Raw genomic sequence first — 17,280 nt, forward strand, 5'->3', positions numbered from 1 at the left:
ACGATGAAAAGAATGTCGTGCTTCGTCAGGATGCCGCGAGCTGCGCCCGCAACGCCACCTTCTGGATCTTCCCGGCCGCCGAGGTCGGCAGCGCATCGACGACGATGACGTCGCGAATCTTCTTGTACGGCAACACCTGTTCGGCGACGAAACCGATGACGGCATCGGGATCGACGTCGTGACCGCCCTCGGCCACCACGAAGGCCACCGGCTCCTGCCCCGTCGCGCCCGCCTCGCGCGCCACCACCGCGGCACTGGAGATGTCGGGGTGGGTCACCAGGATCTCCTCGAGCTCACGCGGATACACGTTGTACCCCTTGTAGATCAGCATGTCCTTGGCGCGGTCGCAGATGTAGAGATAGCCGTCGTCGTCGAGATAGGCGATGTCTCCGGTGTCGAGCCACCCGTCGACGTATTGCGCGGCGGAGATGTCGGGATGATTCAGGTAGCCGGCGGTCACCTGCGGGCCGCGCACCCAGAGTCCGCCCCGCTCGCCCGGTGCGAGCACCGTCGCCTGATCGTCGAGCGAGCGGATCTGCACCCGCGTGTCGAAGGTCGGCAATCCCACACTGCCGAAACGATACCCACCGACCCCCGATGCACCGGCGGTCAGTGGCGCCGACGACACCAGGCAGGTGGCCTCGGTCAGACCGTAACCCTCCACCACCGAGCCGTGCGGGAACGCGGCGGCCAACCGCTCGAGGGTGACGTGGTCGATCGGTGCGGCCCCCGACGAGACCACCCGCACCGACGACAGGTCCCGGGTCGCGATGTCCGGATGCGCGGCCAGCGCATGCCACATCGTCGGACTCCCGGTGATGTAGGTGGCGCGGTGGGTCTCGATGAGCTCGAGCATCCGCGCCGGATCGAACCGTTGCGCACCGGCCACCGCCAGCACATGGGTGGCGCCACACAGCAGCAGGAAGGACATGTTGATCAGGGCGTGGGCATGGAACAGCGGTGAGACCACCACGGTCGCCGCCGCTCCCGGTGCCACGCCGCGATTCGTATCCTCCCTCGGCTGCAGGACGAATCCACCGTCGGCGTCCTCGATCACGGCATGCCCGGCCCGCCAGGCGATCATCTGCGTGGCGTTGGCGATCACATTGCGGTGCAACACCTGGACACCTTTGGACACCCCGGTGGTGCCGCCGGTGAAGGCGAGGTGCGCGACGTCGTCCCCGGTGATCGTCAGCTCGGGCGCTTCGCCGGCATCGGCGGTGAGTTCGGCGAGGGTGATGACCCCGGTCGGGGCAATCTCGGCGTCCACCTGGATCACCGCGCGCAACGCGGAATCGGCTGCGGTCAGCAGTGTGTCGAGTTGCGTCGTTCCGGTGAACGCCGCCACGGCGGAGGTCTCGACGAGTTGGGCCCGCAGACCCGCAACCGGTTGCGCCGGATTGATCAGCGTGACCGCGGCACCGGCCCGCAACGCGCCGTAATAGGCGACGACGAACTCGATGCTGTTGGTGAGATGCAGTGCCACCACATCTCTTTCGGCCACCCCGACCGACCGCAGCCCGGCGGCCACCGCGGCGGTACGCGCGTCGAGGTCGTCGTAGGTGAGGACGGCGTCACCGTCGACGATCGCCGCACGTCCGGGATAGAGCCGGGCCATCCCGTCGGGTAGATCGGCGAGAGTAAGTGCCGGGTAATGGAGTTCGCTCATCTCGGCGCCATCCGGATGGCGCCGTCGAGCCGGATGGTCTCGCCGTTGAGATAGCTGTTCTCCAGGATCGACACGGCCAGCTGCCCGAATTCCGAGGGCTTGCCCAGCCGCGACGGATTGGGGATGCTCGCGGCCAGCGACGCCCGGACATCGTCCCGCAGACGCGCCAGCAGCGGTGTGTCCATGGTGCCGGGGGCGATGGTGTTGACGCGGATCAGTTTGCTCGCCAGGTCACGCGCGGCCACCAGCGTCATGCCGACGATGCCGGCTTTGGAAGCGCTGTAATTGATCTGGCCGATCTGGCCCTCGAAGGCGGCGACCGAGGCGGTCATGATGATGGCGCCGCGTTCGCCGTCGATGTCGTCGAGGCGGGCCATCCGTTCGGCCCCCAGCGAGAGGGCGTGGAAGGAGCCGATCAGGTTGAGGCGGATGACGAACTCGAAGTCGTCGGCGGACCCGGCCTTGCCGTCGCGGTCGAGGATGCGCATGCGTCGGCCCGCGCCGGCGCAGTGCACCAGGGCCCGAAGCCCACCCCGGTCGTCGGCGACGTCGAGGGCGGCCGCGAACTGTTCGGCGTCGGTGATGTCGGCGGCGGCGAAATCTGCAGCCGGACCAAGTGATTCGGCGACCGCGGCACCGTCGGAGGTGGGTAGGTCGATGAGTGTGACCTGCCCACCGGCATCGATGATGCGTTGTGCGGTGGCGAGTCCGAGACCGGACGCCCCGCCGGTCACGGCGGTCGAGAGACCTTTGAGTTCCATGTATCCTCCTGGGGATTGAGGCGAGTGTTCAGCCGAGCAGTTCGTAGATGGTGGCGTTGGCCATGCCACCCGCCTCGCACATCGTCTGCAGGCCGTGGCCGATACCGTTGTTGCGCATGTGGTGGACCAGCCGGGTCGCGAGGATGGCCCCGGACCCACCGAGCGGGTGGCCGACGGCGATGGCCCCACCGAGGGGGTTGAGGGCCTTCTCGTCGGCACCGGTCTCGATCTGCCAGGCCAGCGGCACCGGCGCGAATGCCTCGTTGACCTCGAAGGCGCCGATGTCGCCGATCGAGAGTCCGGACCGGGCAAGGGCTTTGGCGGTGGCCGGGATCGGTCCGGCCAGCATCACCACCGGGTCGTCGCCGGTGACGACGGTGGTGTGGATGCGGACCAGCGGTGTCAGGCCGCGCGCGGCGGCCTGAGCACTCGACATGATCAGCAGCGCGCCGGAACCGTCGGAGATCTGGGAGGCGTTACCCGCGTGGATCACTCCATTCTCGTCGAAGACCGAGCGCAGCTTGGCCATCGATTCCAGCGAGCCGCCGCGGCGGATGCCCTCGTCTCCCTCGAGCACCCCGGGTAGCGGGGCGAGTTGCCCGTCGAAAGCTCCGGCGTCGGAGGCGACGGCGGCGAGTTCGTGTGAGCGCAGCGAGTATTCGTCGAGTCGGGTGCGGGAGAGATCCCAGCGCCGCGCCATCGTCTCGGCACCGAGGCCCTGACTGAAGCGGTCCACACCGTAGCGATCGAGGACGGTCGACGGTTGGTGTTCCCCGTTGGGGGCGGCGCTGCCCATCGGGACGCGACTCATAGATTCCACCCCGCCGGCGACGACCACGTCGAGTTGACCGGAGATGACCGCGGCGGCCGCCATCGCGATGGCCTGCTGGCTCGAGCCGCAGGCACGGGTGATGGTCGTGCCGGGAACGCTCTCCGGCCATCCGGCGGCCAGGATCGCGGTGCGTGCGATATTGCCGGCCTGCTCGGCGTGCTGGCTGACGCATCCCCACATGACGTCGTCGATGTCGGCCGGTTCGATGCCGGTGCGTCCCACGAGCGCCTCGAGGACGTGGGCGGAGAGGTCGGCCGGGTGGATTCCCGACAACGCTCCCCCGCGTCGTCCGATCGGTGTGCGGACCGCGTCGACGATCACTGCGTCGGTCATGGTCGTGTCCTTCCGTTGCTGCCGGTCCTTCGAATCCACCATGACCGGTGTTGCTTCACAAGTAGATTCACGTTCATGGGGTCATAGCCGTGGTCTATGTACGCCTCAGGCATCGGCGTACACGGCGGTCCGGATCGCCCTCTTGTCGCGGTCGGGATCGACGAAGATCAGCGCCAGCACCGCGGTCACCGCGGCGACGAGACCGAGGATCTGGAAAGCGGTGGCATAGCCTGCGGCCTTGCTCGAGGCGGCGTCGACGATCAGCCCGGTGGCGTAGGGCGCGATGAGTCCACCGATGGCCATCACCGCGAGGAACGCTCCCAGGGTGCCGGCCATCTGGCGCGGCAGGCAGATCTCGGAGATCGCCGAATTGAGCAGCGGGAAGACGATCGCGGCGAATCCGTACCCGACGGAGACCACCATCACGGCGACGATCGGGGTGCCGATCGACGGCAGCAGCGCCAGCATCGCACCGCAGAACAGGACCCCGGCGGCGGGCACGATCACCCGGACCCTGCGTGACGACGACCCGGCCGCGAGCATCCGATCGCCCACCGACGTCGACACCAGCATCAGGATCAGACCGACGATCGAGGGCAGCGCGAACATCGATCCGGCCTGCACGCGGCTGTAGCCGAGGCCGACCTCGAAGTACGACGGCAGCCAGGTCAGCACGACGGTCACCAGCGCGTACACGCTCATCACGAGCAAGGCGCCGAACACGAATGTGCGGGAGGTGACGATCCGGCGCCACGGCACCGTCGGTTCCTCGGCCACCTCGGTGGCACCAGTGTGGTCCGACGCCTTCTTCACGCCGCCCTTGGTGTACGGACCCTCACGCCACGTACCCAGCCAGATCACGCACCAGACCACGCCGGCCACCGACAGGCAGATCAGAGCGGCGCGCCAGCCGAGGCTGACGGTGACGACGGCCAGGACGGGTGCGATGGCGATCTTGGCGATCGACGCCGCGCCCGCGAGCAACGCCGACGGCACACCACGCCGGGCGGGCGGATGCCACGAGTAGGCGGCCGTGTGCAGCAGCGCCGAACTCGGCCCCTCGGCCAGGCCGAGCAGCAACCGGCTGACGATGAGCACGCCGAAGGACGCGACCGCCACCAGCGGCAGCATCGCCACACCCCAACACAGTGCAAGCAGGATCAATGCCCATTTCAGGGTGAGCCAGCGGTTGAGCAGTCCGGCGAAGAAGCCGCCGATGGTGAAGGTCAGGAAGAACAGGCTGCCCACCAAACCTATCTGCGCCGAACTCAATCCGATCTCCTCGGCGAGTGGCTGGGCGATGATGCCGAGGACGGCCTTGTCGGCGTAGTTGACGACGTAGAGCGCCACCAGGAGGCCGGTGAGTCCCCACGCGGTGCGGCGCGATTCGCCGAAATCACCGGCCGGACCGACCGCAGGGGTGCCGGCCGGGATGTCGGTGGCGGACGGGGCCGTGGCGAGCGTGGTTCTCGGTTCGGGGGTGCCGTCGGGGGCGGCGAGGGTCATGGGGTCCTCCGGGGGTTCTGGCGGCGGGGATGAAGTCCGGGGAGCGAGTGTGGCGGCGCCACGCGATGCTCGAGTGAGTGCGCTGGATCACAACTGCAGTCTCATCAGAACCGACGGTCCGTTTTGCCGACAATGCCCAAGTTGGCGATGGAGCCGAAAGGCCGAACCTATATGCGCAGTTCAGACGCCGATTCCCGGTGATTTCCGGGTCACCCATTGTCTGGCCCTATCGGAGCGTTAGCCGGAGACCACGTTCCTGATACCTGCCTCGCCGGGCATGCTGTGACCATGGCCCGCCTCGCCCAGACCCTGGGACTCACTGATATCCAGACCGAGATCGTCGCCAACGTGCGCCGGTTCGTCGACACCCAGATCATCCCGAACGCGCAGGAGCTCGAGCACACCGACACCTACCCGCAGGAGATCGTCGACGGCATGCGGGAGATGGGCCTGTTCGGCCTGATGATCCCCGAGAAGTACGGCGGACTCGGCGAGTCCCTGCTCACCTACGCCCTGTGCGTCGAGGAACTGGCCCGCGGCTGGATGAGCGTGTCCGGGGTGATCAACACCCACTTCATCGTCGCCTACATGTTGCGTCAGCACGGGACCGAGGAGCAGAAGCAGCGATTGCTCCCGCGGATGGCGACCGGCGAGGTGCGTGGTGCCTTCTCGATGAGTGAGCCCGATCTGGGTTCGGATGTCGCGGCCATCAAGACCTCCGCCAAACGCGACACCGAGGGCGAGTACACCATCAACGGCGCGAAGATGTGGCTGACCAACGGCGCGTCGTCGACACTGGTGGCCGCGCTGGTCCGCACCGACGAGGGCGCCGAGAAACCGCACCACAACCTGACCACCTTCCTGATCGAGAAGCCCGCCGGCTTCGGTGAAGTGGTTGCGGGACTGACCATTCCCCGCAAGATCGAGAAGATGGGCTACAAGGGCATCGACACCACCGAGCTCATCTTCGACGGCTATCACGCCACCGCCGAGGACATCCTCGGCGGCGCCCCCGGCCGCGGCTTCGCGCAGATGATGGACGGTGTCGAGGTGGGACGGGTGAACGTGTCGGCCCGCGCATGCGGTGTGGCACAACGCGCTTTCGAGTTGGCGATCGACTACGCCCAGCAGCGACGCACCTTCGGTAAGCCGATCGCCGAGCATCAGGCGGTCGCGTTCAGCCTGGCCGAGATGGCCACCAAGGTGGAGGCCGCCCATCTGATGATGGTGAATGCCGCGCGGCTCAAGGATTCCGGCGAACGCAACGACGTGGCCGCCGGGATGAGCAAGTATCTGTGCAGCGAATACTGCGCCGAGGTCACCCAGGCCAGTTTCCGCATCCACGGCGGATACGGGTACTCCAAGGAGTTCGAGATCGAGCGGCTGATGCGCGAGGCACCCTTCCTGCTGATCGGTGAGGGCACCAGCGAGATCCAGAAGCAGATCATCTCCAAGGGACTTCTCCGCGAGTACCGGACCAACTGAGAGGCGAGAACACATGCAGCGCACCGTTTTCAACGAGGATCACGACGCCTTCCGCAAGACCATCCGGGATTTCATCGCCAAGGAGGTGGTGCCGGTCCATCACGAGTGGGAGAAGCAGGGGCATCCGCCCCGCGAGTTCTACAACAAGCTCGGCGAACTCGGCGTGCTCGGCATCGAGGCACCCGAGCAGTACGGCGGCGGCGGCGAACACGACTTCACCTACTCCCTGGTGATCAGTGAGGAATGCGCCGCGGCCGGGGTGACCTTCGGCAGCTATTCGGTGCACGCCAACCTGATCCTGCCGTACCTGATGGAGTACGCCACCGAGGAGCAGAAGCAGCGGTGGCTGCCCGGATTCTGTTCCGGCGACCTGATGTTCGCGATCGCCATGACCGAACCGGGTACCGGATCCGATCTCGCCAACATCTCGACAACGGCCAGGCTCACCGAGGACGGCACGCACTACATCCTCGACGGCGCCAAGACCTTCATCACCGGCGGCGCCCTCGCCGACCGCATCCTCGTGGTCTGCCGCACCTCGCCCTTCGATCCCGACAACCGTCGTGCCGGACTGACGATCCTGGTGGTCGACACCACCTCCGAGGGCTTTGCCGTCGGCCGCAAGCTGGAGAAGATCGGCCTCAAGGCCTCCGACACCGCCGAGTTGTCGTTGCGCTCCGTGAGGGTCCCGGTGGAGGATCGACTCGGCGATGAGGGCGCCGGATTCCGTTACCTCACACATAATCTCGCGCAGGAGCGACTGACGATCGCGATCGGTTCGTCGGCGACGGCGGCCGCGGCCCTGCAGCATGCGCTCGCCTACACCCGCGAACGCGACGTCTTCGGACGGCCGGTCGCATCGTTCCAGAACACCAAGTTCGTCCTCGCCGAGTGCTCGGCCGAGGTGGAGGCGATCCAGCACTTCGTCGACCGTGCACTAACCTTGCATAACGCCGGCGAGCTCTCCGTCGCCGACGCCGCACGCGCCAAACTGTTCGCCACCGACACCGCGGGAAAGGTCATCGACAAGTGCCTGCAGTTGCACGGCGGCTACGGCTACATCACCGAATTCCCCATCGCCCGTCTGTACGCCGACACCCGCGTCTCCCGGATTTACGGCGGCACAAGCGAAGTGATGAAGACGATCATCGCCAAGGATCTGGGGTTGTAGGTCGACAGACCCACCCGGCCCTGGGATCAGTTCCCGTGCAGTTCATCCAGCCAGGCCCGTGCCGATGCATCCGACGGCGAGCGCCAGTCCCCGCGCGGCGACAGCGATCCACCCGAACCGATCTTCGGCCCGTTGGGCATGGCGGTGCGCTTGAACTGGTTGCCCATGAATCGCTTGCAGAACACCGACAGCCACTTCTCGATCGTCTCGTCGTCGTAGACGTTGTGCGCGTCGATCGATTCCCGATCCCATTGCGCGCCACGGTCGAGTAAACCCCACGCCTGTCGCGCGAGGAAGGCGATCTTGCTGGGGCGGTAGCCGAAACGGGTCAGGTGATACAGGAAGAAGTCGTGGAGTTCATAGGGTCCCACCGCGTCCTCGGTGGACTGGATGGCGCCGTCCTCACCGGGTGGCACCAGCTCCGGCGAAATCACGTCGGCGAGGATCTCGGTCAACGCACCGGTGGTCTCAGCGGAGTAGTCGCCATTGCCGATCATCCAGCGGATCAGATGCTGGACAAGGGTTTTGGGCACCGAGGAGTTCACGTTGTAGTGCGACATCTGATCGCCGACACCGTAGGTACACCAGCCGAGAGCCAGTTCGGAGAGATCACCGGTACCGAGGACGATCCCGCCGTGGTGGTTGGCCAGGCGGAACAGGTGCGACGTGCGTTCGCCGGCCTGCACGTTCTCGAAGGTGACATCGAAAACCTTCTCGCCCTTGACAAACGGATGGCCGAGATCGGCCAGCATCTGCTCACACGACGGCCGGATGTCGATCTCGGAACCACTGACCCCCAGCGAATCCATCAACACGTGTGCCCGGCGCAAGGTGGCGTCGCCGGTGGCGAATCCCGGCATCGTGTACGCGAGAATGTTGGTGCGCGGCAAACCGAGTCGATCGAAGGTGTCGACGGTCACCAGTAACGCCAGCGTGGAGTCGAGGCCACCGGAGACGCCGATGACGATCTTCTCCAGTCCCGTCGCCCGCAGTCGCGCGGCGAGCCCCTGCACCTGGATGTTGCCCACCTCGCGGCAACGTTCATCGAGATCCGCGGTACCGCTGGGCACGAACGGAAAGCGCGGGATCGGGCGTCGCAGCATGCCTGCGGCGGAACCGGAAGCGATGTCGCCGAACGTAAATGACACACGCCGCATGCCTTTGAGAGCTTCCCGGTGGTCCCCGACCTGGTCCCGCACACTGGTCATTCGCATACGTTCCTGCCGAAGGCGGTCCAGATCGATGTCGGCACTGATGATCTGGGCGCCCATCTCGAACTGCCGGCTGCGCGTCAGCAGTGACCCGTTCTCGGTGATCAGCGCGTCACCATCCCAGGCCAGATCGGTGGTCGACTCGCCGAACCCGGCCGCCACATACAGGTGCGCGGCGATACACCGCGCGGAATGGCTGGTGCTCAACAGTTTCCGATACGACTCCTTACCCACGGTGACCGGCGAGCCGGACAGATTGGCCAGCACGGTGGCACCGGCCAACGACGCCCACACGCTAGGCGGGATCGGCACCCAGCCGTCCTCGCAGATCTCCACATGTACCGCGAACCCGGGCAGATCGTCGGCGACGAAGATCAGGTCGGCACCGAACGGCACATCCGCGCCGAAGAGCCGCACCGAGTCGGTCGGCGCATCACGCGCGGCACTGTAGTAGCGCTTGTCGTAGAACTCCCGATAGTTGGCCAGATACGACTTCGGCACGACGCCGAGGATCTGCCCGTCGCGGATCACGACACCGCAGTTGTACAGCCCGTCGCCGACCACCAGCGGCGCCCCGACCACCACCAGTGCCGGACACCCCGCACTGGCGTCGACGACGGATGCCAACGCCTGCAGGCACCCGTCGAGGACGGCATCTTGCTGGACGAGGTCGTCGATGCTGTAGCCGCACAGCCCCATCTCGGGGAAGACGATCAACGCGGAGCCGTCGGCAGCGGCGTCGGCCATCAGCTCGATGGTGGCCTCGGCGTTGGCGCGGGGGTCGGCGATACGGACCACCGGAACGGCTCCGGCGACGCGTGCGAAGCCATGGTCATAGACGGACACGCGATAAGCGTATCGGTCAGTCGTCGCACGCCTCGATCAATGCCTTGAGCTGATGTTCGAAGGCCTCGGCGATCTCGTCGACGTCGGGTACCTCATCGGGACAGGTGAGGATGCCGACGTTGAGGTGACCGTCGACGGAGAAGACCGTCACGTTGAGCGCCAACCCGTGGAAGATCGGCCCGAGCGGGTACACCGCAGTGACCTTGGCGCCGCAGAAGTACATCGAGAAATCCGGTCCGGCGACGTTGGAGACGGTCACGTTGTACACCGGCGGGTGATTCATCGACAGTTTGCGGTCGCCGTAGAACTTCATCAGCGTCGACATCGTGGTGCCGGGCGCGAACTGCGCCCAGGCCCGCAGGATGTTCGCGTCGATGTCGGCGTGATGTTCCTTGGCACGCCGGGACAGTTCGCCGGCACGTTCCAGCCGGGCGACGGGATCGGCGACGTCCGACGGCAGTTCGGTGAACATCCCGGTGACCTTGTTGGTGCCGTTGACCACGAGGTCACGTTCGTCGGCGCCGTGCACCGAGACCGGTACCAGCGCCACCAACGGTTGATCCGGCAGATCGTCGTGACGGTCGAGGTACTCGCGCAGCGCGCCGCCCACCATGGCGAGCACGACGTCGTTGACCTTCACCCCGAAACGGTTCTTGACCCGTTTGACGTCGTCGAGGGACAGCTGGGTCGTCGCGATGCTGCGATGCGGCGAGATCGGGCCGTTGAACACCGTGCGCGGGGCCGCGAACGGTGCCGGCATGCTGGTGTGCGAGCGGGATCGGCGCAACCATTCGAACGGCACCGACACCGTCTGCGGTATCAGCTTCGCCATCGCGATCGGGCGGCCGACGAAGTAGTTGAGCGCACCGGAGACCACCATGCCGGTGCGATTGGGCCCGCCCGCGGTCTCCTGCAACTTCGCCGAATCGGCCTCGTCCTCGTCCGGGGTCAGGGTGCACAGTTGCCCGAGCACCTCGGCGGTGGTGACACCGTCGACGCTGGCGTGGTGCATGCGCAGGAAGGCGCACAGCGAACCGTCGGCACTGCCCTCGATGATCCACATCTCCCACAGCGGTTTTCCGCGATCGAGGGTCTGACCGGCCAGATGCCCGCACAGTTCGTGCAGTTCCCGCTTGCCGCCCGGTGCCGGCAACGCGACCCGATGCACGTGCCGGTCGATGTCGAAACGCTCGTCCTCCACCCACACCGGGTGATCGATGTTGAGGGTCGAGTTGTCGAGCTTGCGCCGCAGCATCGGCATTCCGGCGACCCGACGCGAGATCTGATTGCGCATCCGGATGAAGGAGTAGCCACCCGGAATCGTGGACGGGTCGAGTTCCATGATCCCGACGACGTGCATCAGCTGGGACCGGGTCTCCAGATAGAGGAACGACGCATCCAACCCACTCAACCGCTGCACTGCGGACCTCCGGTTCCAGCCCTCACGTCACCGAGCAGTCACTCGGCGATCACATCCATTCTGCTCTCCTGCGTCGTGGATCCCCACCACTTGTCGAGATTGGCGAATCGTCGTCGATACCCGGTCGAAAACTGGAACACGTTCTAGTGTGTGCCCCATGGGTGCCACCTTCACCGCCGCAGAACTCGACGACGCCTTCGCCTCGTTCCAGCGAACCGTCGCCGAGGTCGGCGTCAGCCGCGACTGGGATCGCTTCGCCGACATGTTCACCGTCGACGCCGACTACGTCGAGCACGCCCTGGGCGTCATGCACGGACGTGCGGAGATCCGCACCTGGATCTGGAAGACGATGACGGCCTTCCCCGGCAGTCACATGACGGGATTCCCCGCGCTCTGGCACGTCTGCGACCCGACGACGGCCCGGGTGATCTGCGAGGTCGACAATCCGATGCGCGATCCCGGCGATGGGACCCTGATCACTGCGACCAACATCACCATCCTCACCTATGCAGGTGAGGGCCTGTGGTCGGCCGAGGAAGACGTATACAACCCTCTCGAGTTCGGCGCGGCGGCCATGAAATGGTGCGAAAAGGCCGCCGACCTCGGTACTCTCGACGACAGCGCGGAGAAGTGGATGCGACGGATCGGGCCGGCGTTTGCCGCGCGACGATGACCTGCCGATCCCCTGTGAGTACGGGCCGCGGGGTGGACGGTCGGATTCGATCCACGCACGATGGTGAGTCGGAACCGGGCACGTAACGCCCGGCACCCCGACGACGACAACCCACACGGTTCGGTTACGCCCCCGTAGGTCGAGACTTGGGCCGACCCGGCCCGGTGCCGTAGCCTGGTCCCTTGACCTACGCGCGTGCGCACCGAACCCACAACGCATGCGACCACCGTTCGGAGGAATCTTTATGGCACGTGCACTGACTCAGCTGGAGCTCCTACAGGAACTCGCTCCGGTTGCCGAAGAGAACGTGAACCGTCACCTCAAGACCGCGCGTGACTGGAATCCGCACGACTACATCCCGTGGGATGAGGGACGTAATTACGCAGCACTCGGCGGCAGCGACTACGACCCGGAGCAGTCGCAGCTCAACGAGGTCGCCAAGGCCGCGATGATCACCAACCTCCTCACCGAGGACAACCTGCCCTCGTATCACCGCGTCATCGCCGACAACTTCTCCATGGACTCCGCGTGGGGCCACTGGGTCGGCCGCTGGACCGCCGAAGAGAACCGGCACGGCATCGTGATGCGCGACTACCTCGTGGTCACCCGCGGCGTCGACCCGGTCGCCCTCGAGGCCGATCGCATGGTCCACATGACCAACGGCTACGACCCGATGCTGGCGGCCGCCGGGCGCGTGGACGAGTTGGAGGAGCACGCCGACGAACTGGGCATTCTGCACTCGGTCGCCTACGTGACCTTCCAGGAACTCGCGACCCGCGTGAGCCATCGCAACACCGGCAAGGCCTGCAACGACCCGATCGCCGATCGGATGCTGCAGCGCATCGCCGCCGACGAGAACCTGCACATGATCTTCTACCGCAACATCTGCGGGGCGGGTATGGACCTCGCCCCGGATCAGACGCTGCGCGCGGTCACCGACATCGTCACCAACTTCCAGATGCCCGGCGCCGGCATGCCCAACTTCCGTCGCCACGGCGTGCTGATGGCCAAGCACGGCATCTACGACCTGCGTCAGCACCTCGAAGAGGTCGTGCAGCCGGTGCTGCGCAAGTGGAATGTCTTCGAGCGCGAGGACTTCAGCGCCGAGGGCGAGAAGACCCGTGAGGAGCTCGCCGCCTTCCTCGAGCAGCTCGAGAAGGACACCATCCGCTTCGAGGAGATGCGCGACCGCGCACTCGCCCGTGAGGCCAAGAAGCGGGAACGGCAGGCGTCCTGAGCACCACCACGCACCCGATCACCGCGCCGGCGCCCTCCATCTCCACCGAGGGCGCCGGTGCGCTGTCGTCTGCCACCCGCGCGACGCCGCTGCGTATCGGGTCCATCGAACTCGCCAGCCCCGTCGTGCTGGCCCCGATGGCCGGCGTCACCAACGTGGCGTTCCGGACGTTGTGCCGCGAACTCGAACTCGCCCGCACCGGGACCGTGTCGGGCCTCTATGTGTGCGAGATGGTGACCGCCCGGGCACTGGTGGAACGGCACCCGGTCACCATGCACATGACGACGTTCGGCCCGGACGAGAACCCGCGGTCGATGCAGCTCTACACGGTCGACCCGCGCTACACCTACGAGGCCGCGAAGATGATCGTCGACGAGGGTCTCGCAGACCACATCGACATGAACTTCGGCTGCCCGGTCCCCAAGGTCACCCGCAAGGGCGGCGGATCGGCCATCCCGTTCAAGCGGGTGCTGTTCCAGAAAATCGTCGCCGCAGCGGTCCGCGCGGTCGAGGGCACCGACATCCCGGTGACCGTCAAGTTCCGCATCGGCATCGACGACGAGCACCACACCCACCTCGACGCCGGCCGCATCGCGGCCGCAGAGGGCGCGAAAGCCGTTGCGCTGCATGCCCGTACCGCATCGCAGCGGTACTCCGGCGAGGCCGACTGGGGTGAGATCGCCCGGCTGAAGGATCACGTGACCGAGGTTCCCGTCCTCGGCAACGGCGACATCTTCGAACCGGCCGACGCCGTCGCGATGATGCGGCAGACCGGCTGCGACGGCGTCGTCATCGGACGCGGCTGCCTGGGCCGGCCGTGGCTGTTCGCCGAACTCGCCGCCGAACTCAACGGTCTGCCGGCACCGGCGCAACCGACACTCGGCGACGTCGCCGCGATCATCGTCCGCCACGGCCAACTCCTCGCCGATCATCACGGTGAGGACAAGGGGATGCGCGAGATCCGCAAGCACGTGGCCTGGTACCTACGTGGCTTTCCCGCGGGTTCGGATCTGCGGCAACGCCTTTCACTGGTGACCACGCTCGACGAGCTACGTGAACTCGTCGCGTCACTGCCGGCCGATGCCCCCTTCCCCGAGGACGGCCACGGCCCACGCGGCCGGCAGGGATCACCCGCGAAGGTCGCCCTCCCCCAGGGATGGCTCGACGACCCGTACGAGGACGTCGTCCCCGAGGGCGCCGAAGTCATGCACTCCGGCGGCTGAGCGGTCGCTCCCCCGCCGCGTTGACAGCGCTCTCCTCATCACTGACAGCGCCCTGTCCCGCGTTGACAGCGCTCTTCCCTGCGTTGACAGCGCTTGCCACGTCGTTCACAGCGCTTTCCTCATCACTGACAGCGCTCTGCACGTCGTTCACCGCGCTCATGTGCCCTACATCTGAACGAGTCGGCGTCGAACAAAGCGCTGTCGGTGACAGAAAGAGCGCTGTCAACTCCCGAGAGAGCGCTGTCGACGGCACGCAAAGCGCCGTCAGTGATAGCGAGAGCGCCGTCGGTGACTCGGAAAGCGCTGTCAGTGATGGCGAGAGCGCTGTCGACGACGGAGAAGGGCGCTCCACATCACACGAGCCGTGAGCTGAGGATGCCTCTCAGCCTCGACCAAGTACGATGTCGCAAGGCCCTGCCGCGGCAGGTTCCACCAGAGGTACGTGCCGCAGGCGTCAACCCCCGACGCCGTGGTTCACCAAGTAGCGGGGGATGAGGATCTGTCAGTTGAGTCGTTGGACGCGTAACAGGGGCGGCGCATCGGGCGACGACGAGCCCACCGCCGGGCGCGAAACCGCCGGCGGGCGACGCCGTCGCGAGAACCGCGGCGGCTCCGGCGACGACCTCGGTTCGATGTTCTCCGCACCACCGGCCGGCGAGACCCCCGAATCCGATCGCCTGCGCGAACCACGCTCCGCCGACCGCTTCGTCCGCGGCCGCAACCGCATCACCGTGCGTGAGCTGATGGAACAGATGAACGCCGCCGGCGAGCATCCCGACGCCGACCGCGCCGACCGGGGTGGGCCCGCCGACGAATCGCCGACCCAGGCCATCCCGACCGCCCGCTCACGCTTCCGGCCAGCCCGCAGCAATCATCAGCCGGCCCCGCCCCGCCCCGAGCCGACCCGGCCCGAGCCACCCCGACCTGACGCCCCCACCACGGCGCTGCCGCCGATACCGCGCGTCGAGGGCAATGACGTCACGCAGAAGATCCCGCCGGTCAGTGCCGACGGCCCGGGCCCCGACCTGTCCGATCGTGCGACGACGCGCCGGGCCATCGAGGAGTCCCGCGCCCAGGGCGGACAACCGGTCGGTGGCCCCGTCGCGCCCGAGGAGACCGCCGCCGGCGAATCCTCCGCAGGAAACCAGGACGCCCCCGCCGACAACACGCCAACCGAGGCCGTCGCCGCGTCCGCAGCCCCCACCGACGACGACGCCTTCACGCCCGTCGCCCCGGCTCCGCACACCGCGTCACCCGAGACGGTCGCCGCTGCACCGATGGAGCGCACCCCGGACCTGACCAAGGTCGCCCGGTCCCGACCGCGTCGACTCGCCGGACGGACCCGCAAACAATCGCTGAGCCGCAACGCCACCATGACCGGGCGCATCCTGGTCTCGGTCGCCTGCATCATGGCGCTGGTCGGCACCGGATTCGTGTGGGGATACCTCAAGTCGTGGAACGGTAACTGGCGCAACATCATCGCCGTCGACCCCGACGACGCGAACATCCGAGACAAGAACGCACAGTACGGCGACGAGAACTACCTGATCGTCGGCACCGACACCCGCAGCGGCCAGAATGGCGACGTCGGCGCCGGCACCACCGCCGACGCCGAGGGCGCCCGCTCGGACACCGTGATCCTGGTGAACATTCCGGCCGACCGCAGCCGCGTCGTCGCCGTCTCGTTCCCGCGTGACCTGCAGGTCGATCAGCCCGAGTGCCAGCAGTGGGACAACGACAACGGCACCTACGGCGATCCCCTGCCCGCTCAGACCGAGGTCAAGCTGAACAGCGTCTACGCCCTCGGCGGGCCGCAATGCCTGGTGCGGGTGATCACCCAGATGAGCGGTCTGAACATCAACCACTTCATCGCGATGGACTTCTACGGCTTCGAAAAGGTCGTCAACGCCGTCGGCGGTGTCGAGGTGTGCTCCACCCAGCCGCTCTACGACTACGAACTCGGTCAGATCCTGCGCAAGCCCGGCAAGCAGAAACTGACCGGCCGACGCGCCCTGAACTACGTGCGGGCACGGACCGTCTCCACCGAGGGCAACGGTGACTACGGCCGCATCAAACGCCAACAGCTGTTCATGTCGTCGCTGTTGCGATCGACGTTGTCGGGCAACGTGCTGACGAATCCGACCAAACTCAACTCGATCGTCAACACGTTCATCGACTACAGCTACGTCGACAACGTCAACACCGAGTCGTTGCTGAAACTGGCCGAGTCGATGCAGGGCATCGAGGCGGGCCGCGTCTCGTTCATCACGATCCCCACCGACGGCACCGCGACCGACGGCAGCAACAACGAACTGCCCAACACCGAGAAGATCGACGCGCTGTTCAACGCGATAATCAACGACGACCCGTTGCCCGGCGAGCAGGCCGAACGGACGTCCAGCTCGAGCTCGTCGACGTCGACGACGACCACCACGGCCGCACCCACGAATGTGTCGGCGACCGCCCAGAACCCGGGCAACGTCGAGGTCCGGGTGCTCAACGGCACCGGACGCGACGGGATCGCCAGCGAGGTCTCCGATCAGCTCTACGGGCAGGGATTCAACGTGCAGGGCGTGGCCGACGCGTCGGAGAACCGCACCGACACGGTGATCCGCTACGGCACCGGTTCCCAGGACTCCGCGGCGACCCTGGCCGAGATGTTCCCGGGTGCCTCGATCCAACTCGATCGCACCGTCCGCTCCGGTGTCGAGGTGATCCTGGGATCGGAGTTCGACGGTACGGTCGGCACCGCGCCGTCGGTGGGCACCACGCTGTCGGTGTCATCGTTGCCGCCGGCCGCCAATACCGGCGACCTGCCCAACGATCTGGCGATCACCAACGCCGGCGACACCACGTGCTCCTGAGGCGTTCACTGGGAGTTCACCGCCCAGAAGAGGGCCTCGGCACCCCGTA

Annotated in this window: 12 protein-coding genes; 6 read left to right on the plus strand and 6 right to left on the minus strand. The window is 66.7% G+C overall.

Translation table 11 applies throughout. The annotated features are described in order from the left end of the window. Positions 1-25: 25 nt before the first annotated feature. From ACWETB_RS18710 to ACWETB_RS18725, 4 genes are all read right to left on the minus strand, one after another. Entirely contained in the window at positions 26-1,669 is a 1,644-nt protein-coding gene (locus ACWETB_RS18710; protein ID WP_452212836.1) for a class I adenylate-forming enzyme family protein, read from the minus strand. After that, complete coding sequence (locus tag ACWETB_RS18715; protein WP_452212838.1) at positions 1,666-2,430, minus strand: SDR family NAD(P)-dependent oxidoreductase; 765 nt, start codon at positions 2,428-2,430, stop codon at positions 1,666-1,668. The genes ACWETB_RS18710 and ACWETB_RS18715 overlap by 4 nt, the downstream gene beginning before the upstream one ends. Positions 2,431-2,458: 28 nt before the next feature. Continuing rightward, positions 2,459-3,595 carry a thiolase family protein gene (locus ACWETB_RS18720; RefSeq protein ID WP_452212840.1) on the minus strand — a complete coding sequence of 379 codons (1,137 nt, stop codon included), beginning with the start codon at positions 3,593-3,595 and terminating at the stop codon, positions 2,459-2,461. 105 nt (positions 3,596-3,700) lie between these two features. After that, the gene (locus ACWETB_RS18725) at positions 3,701-5,101 is read right to left on the minus strand and encodes an MFS transporter (protein WP_452212842.1); all 1,401 of its coding nucleotides are present in this window, start codon (positions 5,099-5,101) and stop codon (positions 3,701-3,703) included. A 288-nt stretch (positions 5,102-5,389) separates the two neighbouring features. Between ACWETB_RS18725 and ACWETB_RS18730 the strand changes: the two genes are divergently transcribed. Both ACWETB_RS18730 and ACWETB_RS18735 read left to right on the plus strand, forming a co-directional pair. Next, complete coding sequence (locus ACWETB_RS18730) at positions 5,390-6,586, plus strand: acyl-CoA dehydrogenase family protein (protein ID WP_452212844.1); 1,197 nt, start codon at positions 5,390-5,392, stop codon at positions 6,584-6,586. 13 nt (positions 6,587-6,599) lie between these two features. Further along, positions 6,600-7,757 (plus strand): acyl-CoA dehydrogenase family protein, encoded by a 1,158-nt coding sequence (locus ACWETB_RS18735; protein WP_452212846.1) that lies wholly within the window; start codon positions 6,600-6,602, stop codon positions 7,755-7,757. 26 nt (positions 7,758-7,783) lie between these two features. On the opposite strand, the gene ACWETB_RS18740 is transcribed toward ACWETB_RS18735, so the two are convergent. Further along, positions 7,784-9,814, minus strand: a complete 2,031-nt coding sequence (locus ACWETB_RS18740) for an NAD(+) synthase (RefSeq protein WP_452212848.1) — start codon at positions 9,812-9,814, stop codon at positions 7,784-7,786. Between the two features lie 16 nt (positions 9,815-9,830). Next, positions 9,831-11,234: a WS/DGAT/MGAT family O-acyltransferase gene (locus tag ACWETB_RS18745; protein WP_348804786.1), complete on the minus strand. Its 1,404-nt coding sequence runs from the start codon at positions 11,232-11,234 to the stop codon at positions 9,831-9,833. Between the two features lie 157 nt (positions 11,235-11,391). Here ACWETB_RS18745 and ACWETB_RS18750 point away from each other — a divergent pair, with 157 nt between their 5' ends. The 4 genes from ACWETB_RS18750 to ACWETB_RS18765 all read left to right on the plus strand — a co-directional run bounded on the left by ACWETB_RS18750 (position 11,392) and on the right by ACWETB_RS18765 (position 17,231). Further along, complete coding sequence (locus ACWETB_RS18750) at positions 11,392-11,907, plus strand: nuclear transport factor 2 family protein (protein WP_348804785.1); 516 nt, start codon at positions 11,392-11,394, stop codon at positions 11,905-11,907. A 244-nt stretch (positions 11,908-12,151) separates the two neighbouring features. Next, positions 12,152-13,144 carry an acyl-ACP desaturase gene (locus ACWETB_RS18755; protein WP_452212851.1) on the plus strand — a complete coding sequence of 331 codons (993 nt, stop codon included), beginning with the start codon at positions 12,152-12,154 and terminating at the stop codon, positions 13,142-13,144. Positions 13,145-13,182: 38 nt separating this feature from the next. Next, the gene (dusB, locus tag ACWETB_RS18760) at positions 13,183-14,367 is read left to right on the plus strand and encodes a tRNA dihydrouridine synthase DusB (RefSeq protein ID WP_452212922.1); all 1,185 of its coding nucleotides are present in this window, start codon (positions 13,183-13,185) and stop codon (positions 14,365-14,367) included. Positions 14,368-14,873: 506 nt separating this feature from the next. Beyond that, on the plus strand, positions 14,874-17,231 hold the full coding sequence (locus tag ACWETB_RS18765) for an LCP family glycopolymer transferase (RefSeq protein ID WP_452212853.1): 2,358 nt from the start codon (positions 14,874-14,876) through the stop codon (positions 17,229-17,231). The last annotated feature ends 49 nt before the right edge of the window (positions 17,232-17,280 follow it).

This window comes from Gordonia sp. NPDC003950 (genome assembly GCF_053605205.1).